Raw genomic sequence first — 15,170 nt, forward strand, 5'->3', positions numbered from 1 at the left:
TGTTTTATTATGTTAATACGGAAAATCATTATCGTAGCAGATATCGTGCTCTATATTGAGAGAAAGAGCCTGCCAAAAAATAAAGCATATTGACAACATTTATTGAAATGTATTAATCTTATAGCACAAGGAGTTAACCGGTTAACCTGGAGGCAAAGATGAAAAAAACAACGATCAAAGATGTAGCTAAATATGCAGAAGTATCGCCTGCAACCGTATCCTATGTATTAAACGGTGTAAAAAAAGTATCGGATGATACAAAGGGGCGAGTACTTGAAGCGGTTGAAGTTTTAAATTACTACCCTGATTTTACCGCCATTAGCTTGTCAAAGAAGAAATCCAATCTGATTGGAATAATGCTCCCGTTAGTGGAAGATTCACCGGCTTCGGTGTTTAAAAACAACTTATATTATAATGAGTTTGTAAGCGGAGTGGAGTCAGTCGCTCGAAACCGTAAGTTTGATACGATGATCGCAGGTGTTGGTAATCCTGAAGAATGTAGAAATTGGGTAAAGAAAAGAAATTTAGATGGATTGATATTCTTGGGAATGTTTTCCCAAAAACTTATACAACGAGTTGAAAGCGCTTAACATTCCAACCGTCCTTATTGATACTTATGAGGAATATACAAATCTATTTGATAATGTGAAAGTAAATGATCAACATGGTGGATATATAGCAACTAAACATTTAATTGATTTAGGACACAAAGACATCGGTTTTGTCGCTACGAATCTTACATCAAGCCCTGTCGACACAAAGCGTTTTGAGGGATATAAAAAAGCATTACGTGAAGCTGGTCTGAGCTTAGATAAAAAGTTAATTTTCGAAACGAAAGATATTACATTTGATAATGGATTAAAGCTAGGAAAGAAGATTGTAAACTATAATCGAAAATTAACAGGAATTGTAACGGTGTCAGATGTGTTAGCAATTGGAATCATTAAAGCACTACAAAAACAAGGTAAACAAGTTCCTGGTGATTATTCAATCGTCGGTTTTGATGATTTAACTATCAGTAACTATACGACGCCTAGTTTAACGACAGTCCGACAAGACATTATTGAAAAAGGAAAAACAGCCGGAAACCTACTCTTAAATTCTATTGAATCAACAGATACCGAACATCAAACTGTTGAAATGCCGGTAGAACTTATCATTAGAGAATCAACTCAGAAGCGCAACTAAAAAAATTCACAAGTGCTATTCATTAATATATAGCACTTTAAATTTTAAAAACTTGGTTAAACGGTTAACCTAATCTACTTAAAGTCGATTAAATTGTAAGCGCTTTTAATCAGAATACTTTTTAATCACTTAACCGATTAACCATCATGGGGGGTGGTGATAACACTTATTCAACTCGAAAATTAACATACTTATCGTATTAATTAAAAGGGGGAGAAAGTTATGATGAAAAATAAATTGGCTATTCTATCTTCAATTTTAGTATTGTTGTTCTTAGTTGCTTGTGGTCCAGACAGAGCACAGAATAGTAATTCAGATACAAGTAAAGCAGGCGCTCCAGAGGAATTATTAGTTTGGACACCAACAGATCAAGCTCCAGCGGTTGAGAAAATTGTAAAAGGATTTACTGATGAAACAGGTATTGCCGTAAAAGTTCTTCCATTTGAGATGGATAAACAAGAAGAAGCATTGTCACTTGATGGTCCTGCTGGAAAAGGTCCTGACTTGTTCTTCCAACCAGGAATCGGAAGCTTGGCAGTGAAAGGGTTAGTTCGACCAATGGAAGTGGATCAAGCAGTTCTTGATACATATTCAGAAGGTTCCGTAGAAGCTTTAAGTTTCGAGGGAGAAGTTTATGGACTTCCTGCAGTCGTAGAATCACTTGCACTTTACTATAATAAAGATCTTATTCCAGAAGCACCAGAAACAATGGCTGAATTTGAAGAAATCGCAGAGTCATTAACCGATATGTCAAATAATAAATTTGGATTCCTATATCCTGCAACAGATTTTTACTTCTCCTTTCCCTTTATGGCTGGGTATGGAGCAGAGATTTTTGGTCAAGAAAACAATGTCTATAATACGAAAGATATAGGCTTAGCAAGCGAAGGAGCTCAACAAGGTGGAGAATTAATTCAAAGTTGGTTTGAAAACGAATACCTTCCACAAGGAATAACCATGGATGTTGTAGGCGGTTTATTTACTCAAGGGGATGTAGGTGCAATCATTAATGGTCCTTGGGCACTTAAAGAGTTACAAGAAGCACTAGGAGATAAATTAGGAACGGCGCCACTGCCAAAGCTTGATAATGGCGAACATCCAATAACGTTTTTAGGAACAAAAGGCTGGATGCTTTCTGAATTCACGGAATACCCAAAAGAGGCAACAGAACTAGCAATTTATTTAACAAATGAAGAATCTTTGAACTATTATTTTGCTTAAACAGGAGAAATGCCAGCAAAATCTTCCATCCTTAGCAGCGAAGAATTTCAAAATGATCCTTTATTAACTGGTTTTGCAATACAACTTGAGCATGCGAATCCGTTCCCTCCAGTCCCTGCCCTTTCTGCAGTTTGGGATCCAATGGCTAATGCATTGACATTTATTTCAGAGGGCGATGATGTCAATGAAACATTAGAAGATGCCAAAGAAGCAATTAGTCAAGAAATAGAAATGAATTACGAGTAAAACAAAATGCCTAGAAGTTATCTTGCATCTAACAGGATAACTTCTAGGCAACTTTTGCATTAAAGCCCTTACTTAAACCATCCCTTCCACTTAAACCAAATAAACAAGCTAACCCCCATGACGGCCATGACTCCAAGCGCAACAAAGTATCCGTATTTCCAGGTCAACTCCGGCATATATTGAAAGTTCATCCCGTAAATCCCCGCGATAAAAGTCAGTGGCGCGAAGATGGAGGTGATAATGGTCAGGACCTTCATCACATTGTTGGCTTGATGGGAGTTCAAGGAAAGGTAATTATCCCGAATGTCCGCCGTCAATTCTCGGTTGGAGGTAACTAGGTCAGAAAGCTTCAGCAGATGGTCATAAATATCCGCGAAGTACTCTTTTCTTTTCATCACCCCATCCAGACGATGCGTATTTAGCATGCGGTACAGCAGATCCCGCATCGGGTTGATCGTATGTCTTAGATCCAATAAGGAATACCTCGTATCGAACAGCTCGTCCATCAACTGATTCATCGATTTGTCTTGCGTGTTTTCCTCAATCTTGTCCAACTGATCCTCCAGCTTATATAGCAACGGAAAATAATCATCCACAATGTCGTCTAGGATTTCATAAAACACATAATACTCATCCCAGTTTTCCACGTCTTTTGGTGGCTTGTCCAGACTCTTCCACACCGTATCCACCTCTCTAGAAGGTGCATGGTGAAAACTCACAATAAAATTCTCCCCTAAAAAGAAATTCACTTCCTCTTTATGAAGCTCGTCTTCCCTTTGTTGAATACTGTGCGTCACGAAAAACGTATGATCCTCATAATGATCAAGCTTCGGCCGCTGCAATCTATGTATGCAATCCTCTATCGCCAATGGGTGGAAGTGAAAAGTACTGTCCAAATGCTTTATTTCCTCTTCCGACGGTTGGTCAAAGTCAACCCAAATCCATTTATAGGCGCTTCTATCGAGGTTATCGATGGTAATGTTTTTGGTAATTTGATGATCCCATGTCATTCCGGCTATTCTTATCATTTGGCTTCCCCTCACAATCGTATAGGGTTTTTATACCCGAATTTGTTGGGTTCTAAAAGTGGGGGGTGAATCATTCTACATGCTCTAATTCCTCTAACCTTTTGTTTGTTGAAAAACTAATCTGATAGATATCATCCTTACTCTCAACCCAATATTCATAAGTAACCTCTGGTTCATTTTCAAAAACAACACTAATATAGTATGGATTTAGATGTTTAAAGCCTTCTTCACGGTGAGGAACAGTGGAAATCGTCCATTCTTCATCTGGATAATGCTCTTCTAAGTAAGGCCTTAGTAATTGCACCTTCTTATCAATTTGCGCATCGATCCAAAAAGGACGAAAGACCAAAAATATGCAGTAGGCTACCAATATAACCAAAGCTAATAACCAACCAGCTTTTCGCCATCTACTTTTAAAAAAGAATGAGATAAATAGGATTGAGACAATTATGAGCCCGACAATCATTGATTCTATTATTTCTGTTGGATGCATTAAAGCTGTCCTCCTTTATTTACGCCTGCCAGAAAGCAGAGGGACGGTTTTGCTTCATTAGTAGATTTAGAAAGTCTAAAACCATTCCTCTGACATCTAAGAGAAAATAAAAAAATCCCTTTTCACTATTTGAAAAGAGATTTTTGATTATAAAAGTGGTACTACCTTTCACATGCATAATTATCTTTATCTCTATCCATTTTAGGTTGATAGGCTGGATGATCAGAAGCTACGCCATTTGGATATTTCGTTCTAAGTTCAGTACAATTTGCAAAGACCTCAACACCTGCACTTGAAGGTGCTTCTGCCTTCGCTTTGGCTGCTGCTTCTGCCTCCGCTTTGGCTGCTGCTTCTGCCTTCGCTTTGGCTGCTGCTTCTGCCTCCGCTTTGGCTGCTGCTTCTGCCTCCGCTTTGGCTGCTGCTTCTGCCTCCACTTTGGCTGCTGCTTCTGCCTCTGCTTTAGCTACCGCTTCCATCTCTGCTTTGGCTGCTGCTTCTGCCTCTGCTTTAGCTGCCGCTTCCGCCTCTGCTTTCGCTGCTGCTTCCGCCTTTGTTTTAGCTGCTGCTTCTGCCTCTACTTTAGCTGCTGCTTCTGCCTCTGCTTTAGCTGCTGCTTCTGCCTCTGCCTCTGCTTTAGCTGCCGCTTCCGCCTCTGCTTTGTCCTCAGAACTCTTTTCCTCAATCTTATCCTCTGCTTGTGAGGTATTCGAACTTTCAGATGAACAAGCTACTAAACTAAAAATCAAAAATAAAAATGATAAAGCTACTAAATACTTTTTCAATTCCATATCCCCCAAAATAATTTTCCTATTATTTTATAACAATATCATATATTGGTATATATTTACTTAATTTAGAAAAATTTTATACAAACTTGAAAAGGGGCCTACGTGAGCTTGGATCTCGTCTGGAGAACATGGGAACCGTCCCGTTGCTTTCCAAAACTGAACTACTTATAAATAAAGCGATCTACCTCATAATAAAAAGGCGCAGCGTTTTTTTATTTGCAATTAACATCATTATAGCTTATAGTTAACCACATGGTTAACTATAATGATGAAAATCTAGATGATATTTTTTACGTACTATCAGATCCAACTAGAAGAGCAATCATACAAGAATTATCAAAAGGAGAAAAAACGACGAAAAAGTTGGCTGAACCATTTGATATGTCCTTACCCGCCATTTCAAAGCACATGAAGGTTCTAGAAACTGCTGGTCTCGTCTCCTACAACAAGGTTGGAAGATATAAGTATTATTCTCTTCAATCAAAAGCAATTGAAGATGCTTCTAATTGGTTAAGTGACCTAAAGTCATTCTGGGAAGCGCAATTTACAAGTTTAGAAAAATTTTTATTAAACGAAAAAGGAGAGAGTAAAGAATGATTACAAAAAATAGTGCACAAGAATTCACGTTACAATTAAGCAACACATATCCAGTAAAGAAGGAAAAGGTTTTTCATGCATGGACAAAGCCTGAGCAATTAGAACAATGGTGGGGTCCAGAAGGCTTTAAAACTACGATTGATGAAATGAATGTTGAAGTAAATGGAAGTTATAAATTTAATATGCATGCTCCTGATGGAAGTGTACATGTCGTAGGAGGACAATATCTTGAGATTACGCCAAATGATCAATTAGTCTTTACATGGAAATGGGATAATCATGAAGCTGATTTCCCAATAACCAAAGTAACTGTGGATTTCTTAGAAACAGAGGAAGGGACTAAAGTTACTATTCATCATACTGGACTACCAAGCGAAGAGTCAGCTCAACATCATACACACGGCTGGACAAGCTTCTTAGAAGTTACATTAGAAACATATTTACAAAAATAAAAAAACGACAAATGGAGGGATTCGTATGAACAATGCTAAAAAGGTTGAATTTGATGGTCATTGTGCTTTTGCTGTAAGTGTAGGAAAAAAAGATGTTCCTAGTAAAAGTAAGTATTTTATTATTGATAATGAGAAGAAATTTCATTTTTCAAATCCTGTAGCTAAATTTTTATGGAAGGTTCTTCCTGGTAGAAAGCAAAAAGCTGAATCAAATTGGTTATCCCGATAAAATGTGAATAGAGATTCGCTGCATCCAATCGTGAAAGACCTACCGACTAAGACAAAAATGGTAAATAGATTAGCCATTACAATGAGAAGCCTCTTTTATATACCCAATTTTGTTAGCAATTTGCACATGAACCAAATGGGGATTGCGTTAGCAAAAATGTTAGCAAGTTAAATTTAACAATTTTAGGAAACACTTCTTGCTAAGGAATTACTTATAATTAACGGGATAAATATTGTATTGGCATTAACATCAACATAGAAACCGACCTTTCTAATAATAAGGTCGGTTTAAACTAAGTCGATTTTTCTCTTTAAGAGATACCATTAACAATTTGATTGAGTCCGTCACTAATAGGTGTAGCTGAGCGCCCAAGTAGTTTTTCGAAGTCATTGCTTTCTACTTCAAGCGTACCTTCTCTAATGCCTGTTTGGATTTCCACAAGAAAAGGAAGAAGAAAATCTGGTACACCTGCACCTTTCATAATGTCTGCATAAGTATTGTCATCAACTTGTTGTAAAGGTACTTCTTTCCCCAATACATTACCAAGAGCTGATACAAACTCTTCCTGAGTTAATAGTTTTCCAGAAAGCTCGTAGATAGTGTTTTCGTGGCCATTACCAGTCAATACCGCAACCGCAGCATCTGCATAATCTTGTTGTAATGCCCATCCTACCTTACCATTTCCTGCTGATGTCACCCAAGGAGCACCTGCTAGAACACCTTGAACACTTGAAATTTCATTTTCCAAGTACCAATTATTTCTTAAAAATGAATAAGGAATACCTGTTTTCATGATAGCTTCTTCTGTTGCTTTATGCGTTGGAGCAAGGAAGTTTTCACTTTCCTTTGCATTCGCTATGCTCGTATAAGCAATGAATTTCACTCCAGCACGCTCAGCAGCAGCTATTGCATTCGCGTGTTGTCGAATTCTTGTTTCATTTTCCCCATCCGCAGAGATAATTAGCAAGCGATCAACGCCAGCAAAAGCCGCATCAAGTGTTTCTGGATAATCAAAATCACCTTTTCGGACATCTACTCCTCGAGCCCGCAATCCTTCAGCTTTCTCTGGATTACGAACACTAACAGCTAATTGGTTTCCTGGTACTTTTTTTAATAAAGTCTCTACAATTTTAGAACCTAATTTTCCTGTTGCTCCTGTAACTAACATTTTCATGTTTTATTCCCCCAATATACTTTTCATTTTAATAGTGTAGTAATAATTGAACTTTCACGGATTTAGGCATTTTCCCATTTTTTAATAACACGGTCTATTGTTCCCCCACCAATACAAATATCACCATCATACAGAACAACAGCTTGTCCGGGGGTAATAGCCCTTTGTCTTTTGTGAAAATAAATCTTTGCTGTTCCATCTTCTTGCGGATACACTGTTACCTCTTGATCCTCTTGACGGTATCTCATTTTGGCGGTACAACTAAATTCTTGCTTAAAAGTTAGATCTCTTTTAATCCAATTCATACCAATAGCCTCTAAACCTTCTGAATAAAGTCCTTCGTTATGAAACCCTTGTCCAACAATCAGAACATTACGCTTTAAGTCTTTACCAATGACAAACCAAGGCTCACCCGATCCGCCAATGCCAAGACCTTGACGTTGACCAATAGTATAATACATAAGACCATCATGGTGACCTTTCATTTCACCATCCACGGTTTGCATTTCACCAGGTTGAGCTGGCAAAAAGCCACTTAAAAACTCCTTGAAATTTCGTTCACCGATAAAACAAATACCCGTACTATCTTTTTTCTTTGCTGTTGCAAGCCCTGCCTCTATCGCAATCTCACGCACTTCCTTTTTGGATAAATGCCCAAGCGGAAACATAGTTTTCGATAATTGCTTTTGAGAGAGAGCATTAAGGAAGTATGATTGGTCTTTATTATGATCAGCACCTCGCAACAATCGGTATTGTCCATCTTTTTCTTCGACTCGTGCATAGTGACCTGTTGCAATATAGTCAGCCCCAATTGACATCGCATGATTTAAAAACGCCTTAAATTTGATCTCTTTATTACACATGACGTCAGGATTAGGTGTCCGACCTGATTTGTACTCCTCTAGGAAGTATGTGAAGACTTTATCCCAATACTGTTTTTCAAAATTTACAGCATAATACGGAATGCCGATTTGATTACTAACCTTAATCACATCTTCGTAATCTTCAGTTGCTGTACAGAAACCACTTTCATCAGTGTCATCCCAATTTTTCATAAAAATACCAATTACATCATATCCTTGCTCTTTAAGAAGCAAAGCTGTAACCGATGAATCAACACCTCCAGACATACCGACTACTACTCTTGTATCTTCTGGTCTTTTCTTCATACCTCTCACCACCTTTCAATCTCTTATTCAATTAAATGTTACTTAAATGCAGGAAACTGAGGTGCTACCTTTTCTCCTAATTCATTAATTACATCCTCTGCCGGACGTTGACCATATTTTAAATTCAAAATAACATGATTAACTCCAATTTCTTGTAAGCGATTCAGAAATTCAATTAAAAATTTGTATCCGCTCCTAAACCCAAGGTGAATAGGAGTAGGACCTTCATCCGGATCTTTTGCTAAATCAATATAAAGTGATTGAGAAAATGGCTGGAAATCATACGTTAAAGAACGCCAATCATTAATGAGTTTAGCTTGTAAATCAATATTTCGCGGGTAACTAATCCAACCGTCACTGTTTTTTGCTATCCACTCTAGTGACTGTCCTGAACGACCTGTCACGAAAACTGGAATATCTGATAAAACTGGTTTTGGCAAGAGGTCACCTTGTTCTAATCCAACTCTTTGTGAGTTGATCAGTGGGAATGACTGTTTCCATGCCTCTTTCATAACAAAAAATGACTCTTGAAATAATTCGGTTCGTTCTTCTTGGTTAACTTTATATGCAGAAAATTCAATAGGTCGGTCTCCAGTTGCAATACCCAAAAGAAGCCTTTGATTGGATATTTGATCTACAGATGCAGCGGCTTTCGCTAGATCAAGTGGATGATGTAGTGTCGTCACAATGCTCCCTGTCCCTAATGCAATCTCTTTTGTTTGAGCTGCTAAGTAACCTAGAAATACCCAAGGATCATATATTTGACCAACATCACCAAAGGACGGGTCATTCAACGGAACATCTCTAACAAATAAAGAAGCGAAATTAGCCTGCTCAGCTATTCGAGCAAGATCTATCTGATGCTTTAAATCCATGACCGGCATACTTCCCTTATATGCTTCTAAAGGAAAGAATAACCCAAGTGAAAGTTTGTTTTCTTGAAATGTGCGTGAATAACCTTTGTGCTTTTCAAATTTATTCATACTTTTTAAACTCTCCCCTTTTATAACTAACCTATCAGTCTTCCTATGTTTAATAAGTGAACTTCCCTGTTAATTATGCAGTTTCTTGCTTCACTGATTTTTGATTTGCGACATGATATTTGCCCCCACTCTGTAAAAAAAACATGAATGGTCGTAATTCGGAATGGCCACATTTAGGACAATGACCAATTTCTTTAGTTATCGTTAGGCATCTGTCGCAAACGTGTCTATGTTTTGCATTTGACATAACCATACATTTATCATACCTTTCTTTATTTTATTGAATGAAACCTCATAAGATTTATCGATGTTAACTGAACTTAAAATAGTTACAGTTTACACAAAAAGAAACCTAAAACATCTAACTAAAATAGCATTTACCATCTGTAACAAAAAAGATTACATTTAAATCAAAAATAAAACAACTTATTAATATTGTTTTATTTTCTTTAAGATGGATGCAATGGAAATACGATCGAGGTATGCTGAAAAATATTGATCGGTTTCCTCAAAGACCTCATCCATCACAAGCTGAATATTAGAAGCAACCACACATTCCTCTTCAGGATCTCCAGAGCACCAATTTGGTTTAATCGTTGCACCTGACACTGAGCGATAGATTTGCCCCAATGTAATTTCATCAGGATCTCTTTGAAGAATGTAGCCTCCTCCTATTCCTTCCTTTGTTCGCACAAATCCATGGTTACGCAAACAACTCATTATTTTACGAATTCTTGCTGGATTTGTGGAAACATTGTCTGCAATCTTTTGACTACTTGCCATATGATCAGGCAAATGCGCTAAAAGAACTAAGCTATGAACCGCTATCGTAAATTCACTATTCACTGGATTTCACTTCCTCTTGGCACCTGTACTGTAATATTAATTAATACAGTTTAAAAAGTCAATGAAATGATTAATTACATTTATACTAATTTTTAGCAGTAATTAAAAAAGAGGTTGACTACCTCGACCGGAGTCAACCATAAATCACCAGTAAGATTCCACCTAAAAGACTTTTATCTTACTAAAGGATTCAACCCAACAGTTTCCATATAATCTTTTCCCCAGTTATACATAGCATCGAGAATCGGCATCAAGCTTCTTCCTTGTTCAGTAAGGGAGTATTCTACTTTTGGAGGAACCACGGGATAGACTACGCGTTTTACAATCAAGTCTTCTTCCAGTTCTCGCAATTGATTGACTAGCATTCTCTGCGTAATCCCTGGCATTAGAGCTTTCAATTCACCAAATCGCTTCGTTCCCTCTTTCCCTAGATGCCATAGTATAAGCATCTTCCATTTACCACCGATAACGGAAAGTGTTAATTCTTTTTCACAATTAAACATCTTTTCCTGCATTCGCGACATTTATCATCACCTCCATATTTATTATAGCCCATAGTATACTTTTTTCACTAAATAAAATATAAGTCTGTACTTGTTATATCCTTCCATACTAATTATATTAGCAGTGAACATATTATTCTCTATTCTGATGTTCAATAGGAAGATGCGTTACGGAAACTAGTGAGAGCTTTCAACACGAGCACTTAAAATATCTTCTGTTGTGATTTCAAGTAGTTTCTCCAGGAACCTAATTGTTCCTATTGTTCCTATTATATTTTCCTCCGTTTTAACGTTTTCCATTTTCTTATCATCTATCAAATCACTAAGAACTTTTCTGAAAGCACTGCTTTTTATTAGCCACTCTCCAATCAGTTCTTTTGTTGCAGATCTTTCAAATTCATTTTTCACAGCAAATAAACTTTCTCTTTTTGTTTCTATTATAGTAATAGCATTTAAATCAGAATTCATCCGTATCTTAAAATATCTCTTTTCACTATTATAATAATTTTCATTCCTCAACCGAAAATACTCTACACCTATAGTGATTTCGTAAAAAGAAGCTGTCTCTGTAACATATTGAACGTCTTTCACTTCAACATTTTCCAATAGATCTAGATAAGTTTCTATTCCATACTGAGTATTTATCATTTTTGCATCCAATACATTCATGAACTACACATCCTTTCCTACCATCATATTTATTGTTTCATTACCATCTCACAAATAACAGATGTAATTCTTTTAGTTTTTTTCAACACCATGTCCACCAAATTCGTTTCTTAATGCAGCTACCACTTTACCTGTAAAGGTATCGTTGTCTAATGAACGGTAACGCATCAAAAGCGACATTGCGATAACAGGAGTTGCTGCTTGTAAATCTAGAGCTGTTTCAACTGTCCATTTCCCTTCACCAGAAGAGTGCATAATCCCTTTAATTTCATCTAGCTTTGCATCTTTTGAAAATGCACGTTCAGTCAACTCCATGAGCCATGAACGAATAACGGAGCCGTTATTCCACACTCTAGCTACTTTTTCGTAGTCAAAATCGAATTCGCTTTTTTCTAGCACCTCGAATCCTTCACCAATCGCTGCCATCATTCCGTATTCAATTCCATTGTGAACCATTTTTAAGAAATGGCCGCTCCCTGCTTTACCAGCATAGATAAATCCATTTTCGACAGCTGTATCCTTGAAAATAGGTTCCACGATGCTCCAGGCTTTAGGGTCTCCACCAATCATATAACATGCTCCATTACGAGCACCTTCCATTCCACCAGAAGTACCGGCATCCATGAAGTGAATTCCTACCTCCTTTAGCTGGTTATATCTGCGGATGGATTCCTTATAGTGAGAATTCCCTGCTTCAATTACGATATCTCCAACGCTTAATAATGGTGTCATTTCATCAATCACTGAATCCACTACAGCATGCGGAACCATAATCCACACAACTCTTGGTTTTTCTAATGATGCAACAAGTTCTTTTAAATCAGATGTACCTTGAGCACCGTATTTCTTCATTTCTTCAACGGAACTTCTATTTACATCGAAAGCTACTACTTCATGCTTGTTATCAATTAAATTATGACCTAAGTTTAATCCCATTTTTCCTAAACCAATTAATCCAATTTTCATATCCATTTCCTCCTTAATATTGTTCATCTTTTATTACTACCACCATTTATATCCTTGCTCTGCCAATAATCGATGGGAAGCATCTGGTCCCGTTGACCCGGATGGATATAATGGAAGGGGAATTGTATTTTCCTCAAAAGCCTCTAAGATAGGCTGTATCCATTTCCAAGACAACTCCACTTCTTTCCAATGCGCAAAGAAAGTTGAGTCGCCACGCATTGCATCGTAAATTAAACGCTCATACGCTTCAGGAACATCTGCTTGCTTAGAAGAAAAATTAACACTGACTGGTTCGATTTTCCCATTGTTTAATGGGTTTTTACTATTTAATTGTAATGAAACACTTTCGTTTGGATTGATTTCAATCACTAAGAGATTCGGGGCAGTTTCTTCTTCTTGAGCCCTATACAAATCCTTTAAAGTATTTTTGAATTCAATCACAATTCGGGTGGATTTCTCTGTCATTCTTTTTCCTGTACGGATATAGAAAGGAACCCCTCTCCAAAAATCATCATCCACATATAGACGGGCAGCTACAAATGTGTCATTTAATGAAGAAGGTGCAACTTCAGATTCTCCTGTATAGCCAACAACTGGTTTGCCTTGGATTTCACCAGGACCATATTGACCTCGAATCACATGATTCACTACATCTTCTTTCTTTAACGGACGTAGTGATTCTATTATTTTTCTCTTTTCATTGCGGATCTCTTCTGCATTAATTTGTTTTGGCAACTGCATTGCTGTCATCATCAACATTTGCAGCATATGATTTTGAAACATGTCGCGAATAGCCCCGGCTTTATCATAATAATCAGCTCTTTCTTCAACCCCAACTGTTTCGGTTGCAGTAATTTGCACATTTGCAATGTATTGGTTGTTCCTTAATGCTTGAAGCACTGGATTTGCAAACCCTAACGCTTCCAGGTTTTGTACCATCGGCTTTCCAAGATAGTGGTCGATGCGAAAAATTTCTTCTTCATCAAAAGCTTTGCTTAGTTTATCGTTTAATACTTGAGCTGATTTTAGGTCATGCCCAAACGGTTTTTCGATAATAAGACGTTTCCAACCTTTAGTAGAACCTAGACCACTCTCTTTAATGTTGGAAGCAATCACATTAAATAACTCTGGAGCAACAGATAGGTAGAACATACGATTTTCTGGAATATTCAATTCTTCTTCACGTTGTTTAACGAGTTCAAGTAATCCTTTATAACCTTCAGCCTTGATAGCATCTACATGGCAATAACGAAAGGCACGGATAAACACTTCAAGATTTGAATCGTCATGTAGTGATCGTCTAGAAAATGCTTTTAAAGAATCTTTCACATGTTTTTGGAAATCACTATCTGATAATTCTCCTCTGCCCACCCCAATAATGGAGATGGGCAGAGGTAATTTTTTATCCAAAAATAAATTATATAGAGCAGGGAAGATTTTTCTTTTTGCTAAGTCCCCTGTCGCCCCAAATAAGACAAATGTCATTGCCTCCATTTTACATACCTCCAAAATCAGAAATGAATTTCAGTATTTCGTGAAACATTGTTGCAACAAGATGTAAGTATAATACCTACATTTTTCAAATGGAAGTACGCACTTTTTATTTAAATAGTGATAAAAAAATAACTTAATAACAAAATGTATACCATAGGAAATAAACTCTTCTATTTATGTGCAAAAAAATTAAAAGCCAGGGCGAGCATCCTCTCCCCGGCCACAAACATATATGATATTAATTTTTTGAGAACAGTATTTTTTATGTGTGTTGAAGCTTTGGGCATAATAAGCGGGCTATTTAAACGGGAGGTGTCACAAACAGCGGTCTGTCTTACAGTATACTTTTTAGCACTATGTAAAATAAAAGTGCGTACTTTTAATATTTAATCATACGTTATATACTTGCAATTGTTCAGTGAGAGGCCATGGTGGAAAAGCTATCACTGTACAACAATAAAAAAAATTATAGGAGTGAATATAGATGGAATTACAATTAGCATTAGATTTAGTAAATATTCCGGAAGCAATTGAGTTAGTTAAAGAAGTGGAGGATCACATTGATATCGTCGAAATCGGTACACCGGTTGTAATCAATGAAGGACTTCATGCAGTTAAAGCAGTAAAAGAAGCATTCCCTAATTTAAAGGTATTAGCAGACCTAAAAATCATGGATGCAGCTGGTTATGAAGTAATGAAAGCTTCTGAAGCTGGTGCAGATATCGTGACAATTCTTGGAACTGCTGAAGATATGTCCATTAAAGGTGCTGTTGAAGAAGCGAAAAAACAAGGTAAAAAAATCCTTGTTGATATGATTGCTGTTAAAGACCTTGCTGGACGTGCAAAAGAAGTGGACGCTATGGGCGTTGATTATATTTGTGTTCATACTGGCTACGATCTTCAAGCAGTTGGAAAGAACTCTTTTGAAGATTTACAAACCATCAAAAGTGTTGTGAAAAATGCTAAAACTGCAATCGCAGGTGGTATTAAGTTAGACACACTTCCAGAAGTTATCAAAGTACAACCAGACCTTGTCATTGTAGGTGGCGGGATTACTGGACAAGCTGATAAAAAAGCTGCTGCTGCAAAAATGCAACAAATGATTAATCAAGGGTAATTCAGAT

At 37.1% G+C, this 15,170-nt stretch carries 18 protein-coding genes and 1 pseudogene; 8 read left to right on the forward strand and 11 right to left on the reverse strand.

Features of this window, described 5'->3' with window-relative positions; translation table 11 throughout:
* The first annotated feature begins 158 nt into the window (after nucleotides 1–158).
* The 4 genes from M313_RS26230 to M313_RS24435 all read left to right on the forward strand — a co-directional run bounded on the left by M313_RS26230 (nucleotide 159) and on the right by M313_RS24435 (nucleotide 2,655).
* Nucleotides 159–590: a LacI family DNA-binding transcriptional regulator gene (locus M313_RS26230; RefSeq protein WP_234946528.1), complete on the forward strand. Its 432-nt coding sequence runs from the start codon at nucleotides 159–161 to the stop codon at nucleotides 588–590.
* Nucleotides 577–1,188 (forward strand): LacI family DNA-binding transcriptional regulator, encoded by a 612-nt coding sequence (locus M313_RS26235; protein WP_234946529.1) that lies wholly within the window; start codon nucleotides 577–579, stop codon nucleotides 1,186–1,188. The genes M313_RS26230 and M313_RS26235 overlap by 14 nt, the downstream gene beginning before the upstream one ends.
* Before the next feature lie 222 nt (nucleotides 1,189–1,410).
* The gene (locus M313_RS22360; protein WP_050780615.1) at nucleotides 1,411–2,409 is read left to right on the forward strand and encodes a sugar ABC transporter substrate-binding protein; all 999 of its coding nucleotides are present in this window, start codon (nucleotides 1,411–1,413) and stop codon (nucleotides 2,407–2,409) included.
* Between the two features lie 9 nt (nucleotides 2,410–2,418).
* The gene (locus M313_RS24435; protein ID WP_050780616.1) at nucleotides 2,419–2,655 is read left to right on the forward strand and encodes a hypothetical protein; all 237 of its coding nucleotides are present in this window, start codon (nucleotides 2,419–2,421) and stop codon (nucleotides 2,653–2,655) included.
* Nucleotides 2,656–2,723: 68 nt separating this feature from the next.
* On the opposite strand, the gene corA is transcribed toward M313_RS24435, so the two are convergent.
* From corA to M313_RS26890, 3 genes and pseudogenes are all read right to left on the reverse strand, one after another.
* Entirely contained in the window at nucleotides 2,724–3,683 is a 960-nt protein-coding gene (corA, locus tag M313_RS0101380; RefSeq protein WP_010191707.1) for a magnesium/cobalt transporter CorA, read from the reverse strand.
* 70 nt (nucleotides 3,684–3,753) lie between these two features.
* Nucleotides 3,754–4,176 (reverse strand): hypothetical protein, encoded by a 423-nt coding sequence (locus tag M313_RS0101385; protein WP_010191708.1) that lies wholly within the window; start codon nucleotides 4,174–4,176, stop codon nucleotides 3,754–3,756.
* Nucleotides 4,177–4,337: 161 nt separating this feature from the next.
* Nucleotides 4,338–4,463, reverse strand: a pseudogene (locus M313_RS26890) (excalibur calcium-binding domain-containing protein); the annotation flags it as partial.
* Nucleotides 4,464–5,216: 753 nt separating this feature from the next.
* On the opposite strand from M313_RS26890, the gene M313_RS0101395 reads away from it, so the two are divergent.
* Genes M313_RS0101395 through M313_RS0101405 form a run of 3 tightly spaced genes read left to right on the forward strand, consistent with a single transcriptional unit; the run spans nucleotide 5,217 to nucleotide 6,242 of the window.
* Nucleotides 5,217–5,561: an ArsR/SmtB family transcription factor gene (locus M313_RS0101395; protein ID WP_010191710.1), complete on the forward strand. Its 345-nt coding sequence runs from the start codon at nucleotides 5,217–5,219 to the stop codon at nucleotides 5,559–5,561.
* Nucleotides 5,558–6,013 (forward strand): SRPBCC family protein, encoded by a 456-nt coding sequence (locus tag M313_RS22370; protein WP_010191712.1) that lies wholly within the window; start codon nucleotides 5,558–5,560, stop codon nucleotides 6,011–6,013. Before M313_RS0101395 ends, M313_RS22370 begins: the two co-directional genes overlap by 4 nt.
* A gap of 25 nt (nucleotides 6,014–6,038) precedes the next feature.
* Nucleotides 6,039–6,242, forward strand: coding sequence for a YHS domain-containing (seleno)protein (locus M313_RS0101405; RefSeq protein ID WP_010191715.1), 204 nt, complete (start codon nucleotides 6,039–6,041; stop codon nucleotides 6,240–6,242).
* Nucleotides 6,243–6,552: 310 nt separating this feature from the next.
* Here M313_RS0101405 and M313_RS0101410 read toward each other — a convergent pair whose 3' ends face one another.
* The 8 genes from M313_RS0101410 to zwf all read right to left on the reverse strand — a co-directional run bounded on the left by M313_RS0101410 (nucleotide 6,553) and on the right by zwf (nucleotide 14,046).
* A complete protein-coding gene (locus M313_RS0101410; protein ID WP_010191717.1) occupies nucleotides 6,553–7,416 on the reverse strand; it encodes an SDR family oxidoreductase in 864 nt (287 codons plus the stop codon).
* Nucleotides 7,417–7,478: 62 nt separating this feature from the next.
* Complete coding sequence (gene mnmA, locus M313_RS0101415) at nucleotides 7,479–8,585, reverse strand: tRNA 2-thiouridine(34) synthase MnmA (protein WP_010191719.1); 1,107 nt, start codon at nucleotides 8,583–8,585, stop codon at nucleotides 7,479–7,481.
* Nucleotides 8,586–8,623: 38 nt separating this feature from the next.
* Entirely contained in the window at nucleotides 8,624–9,568 is a 945-nt protein-coding gene (locus M313_RS0101420) for an LLM class oxidoreductase (protein WP_010191721.1), read from the reverse strand.
* Nucleotides 9,569–9,997: 429 nt separating this feature from the next.
* Nucleotides 9,998–10,414 (reverse strand): Rrf2 family transcriptional regulator, encoded by a 417-nt coding sequence (locus M313_RS0101425; protein WP_010191722.1) that lies wholly within the window; start codon nucleotides 10,412–10,414, stop codon nucleotides 9,998–10,000.
* A 173-nt stretch (nucleotides 10,415–10,587) separates the two neighbouring features.
* Nucleotides 10,588–10,938 carry a transcriptional activator HxlR gene (hxlR, locus tag M313_RS0101430; RefSeq protein ID WP_010191723.1) on the reverse strand — a complete coding sequence of 117 codons (351 nt, stop codon included), beginning with the start codon at nucleotides 10,936–10,938 and terminating at the stop codon, nucleotides 10,588–10,590.
* Nucleotides 10,939–11,094: 156 nt separating this feature from the next.
* Entirely contained in the window at nucleotides 11,095–11,586 is a 492-nt protein-coding gene (locus M313_RS0101435) for a hypothetical protein (protein WP_010191724.1), read from the reverse strand.
* A 72-nt stretch (nucleotides 11,587–11,658) separates the two neighbouring features.
* Complete coding sequence (gnd, locus tag M313_RS0101440) at nucleotides 11,659–12,552, reverse strand: phosphogluconate dehydrogenase (NAD(+)-dependent, decarboxylating) (RefSeq protein ID WP_010191725.1); 894 nt, start codon at nucleotides 12,550–12,552, stop codon at nucleotides 11,659–11,661.
* A gap of 36 nt (nucleotides 12,553–12,588) precedes the next feature.
* Entirely contained in the window at nucleotides 12,589–14,046 is a 1,458-nt protein-coding gene (gene zwf, locus M313_RS0101445; RefSeq protein WP_010191726.1) for a glucose-6-phosphate dehydrogenase, read from the reverse strand.
* Nucleotides 14,047–14,530: 484 nt separating this feature from the next.
* On the opposite strand from zwf, the gene hxlA reads away from it, so the two are divergent.
* Nucleotides 14,531–15,163 carry a 3-hexulose-6-phosphate synthase gene (gene hxlA / locus M313_RS0101450; protein WP_010191728.1) on the forward strand — a complete coding sequence of 211 codons (633 nt, stop codon included), beginning with the start codon at nucleotides 14,531–14,533 and terminating at the stop codon, nucleotides 15,161–15,163.
* Nucleotides 15,164–15,170: the final 7 nt, after the last annotated feature.

Origin of the sequence: Bacillus sp. m3-13 (assembly GCF_000175075.1) — a bacterium.
Lineage (GTDB): Bacteria > Bacillota > Bacilli > Bacillales > Bacillaceae_I > Sutcliffiella_A > Sutcliffiella_A horikoshii_C.

Coding starts and splice junctions, on each gene's coding strand:
- M313_RS26230 (WP_234946528.1), top strand. CDS start 159: ATGAAAAAAACAACGATCAAAGATGTAGCTAAATATGCAGAAGTATCG.
- M313_RS22360 (WP_050780615.1), top strand. CDS start 1,411: ATGATGAAAAATAAATTGGCTATTCTATCTTCAATTTTAGTATTGTTG.
- zwf (WP_010191726.1), bottom strand. CDS start 14,046: ATGGAGGCAATGACATTTGTCTTATTTGGGGCGACAGGGGACTTAGCA.
- M313_RS24435 (WP_050780616.1), top strand. CDS start 2,419: ATGCCAGCAAAATCTTCCATCCTTAGCAGCGAAGAATTTCAAAATGAT.
- M313_RS0101385 (WP_010191708.1), bottom strand. CDS start 4,176: ATGCATCCAACAGAAATAATAGAATCAATGATTGTCGGGCTCATAATT.
- M313_RS0101405 (WP_010191715.1), top strand. CDS start 6,039: ATGAACAATGCTAAAAAGGTTGAATTTGATGGTCATTGTGCTTTTGCT.
- mnmA (WP_010191719.1), bottom strand. CDS start 8,585: ATGAAGAAAAGACCAGAAGATACAAGAGTAGTAGTCGGTATGTCTGGA.
- M313_RS0101435 (WP_010191724.1), bottom strand. CDS start 11,586: ATGAATGTATTGGATGCAAAAATGATAAATACTCAGTATGGAATAGAA.
- M313_RS22370 (WP_010191712.1), top strand. CDS start 5,558: ATGATTACAAAAAATAGTGCACAAGAATTCACGTTACAATTAAGCAAC.
- M313_RS0101410 (WP_010191717.1), bottom strand. CDS start 7,416: ATGAAAATGTTAGTTACAGGAGCAACAGGAAAATTAGGTTCTAAAATT.
- M313_RS0101395 (WP_010191710.1), top strand. CDS start 5,217: ATGGTTAACTATAATGATGAAAATCTAGATGATATTTTTTACGTACTA.
- corA (WP_010191707.1), bottom strand. CDS start 3,683: ATGATAAGAATAGCCGGAATGACATGGGATCATCAAATTACCAAAAAC.
- gnd (WP_010191725.1), bottom strand. CDS start 12,552: ATGAAAATTGGATTAATTGGTTTAGGAAAAATGGGATTAAACTTAGGT.
- hxlR (WP_010191723.1), bottom strand. CDS start 10,938: ATGTCGCGAATGCAGGAAAAGATGTTTAATTGTGAAAAAGAATTAACA.
- hxlA (WP_010191728.1), top strand. CDS start 14,531: ATGGAATTACAATTAGCATTAGATTTAGTAAATATTCCGGAAGCAATT.
- M313_RS0101420 (WP_010191721.1), bottom strand. CDS start 9,568: ATGAATAAATTTGAAAAGCACAAAGGTTATTCACGCACATTTCAAGAA.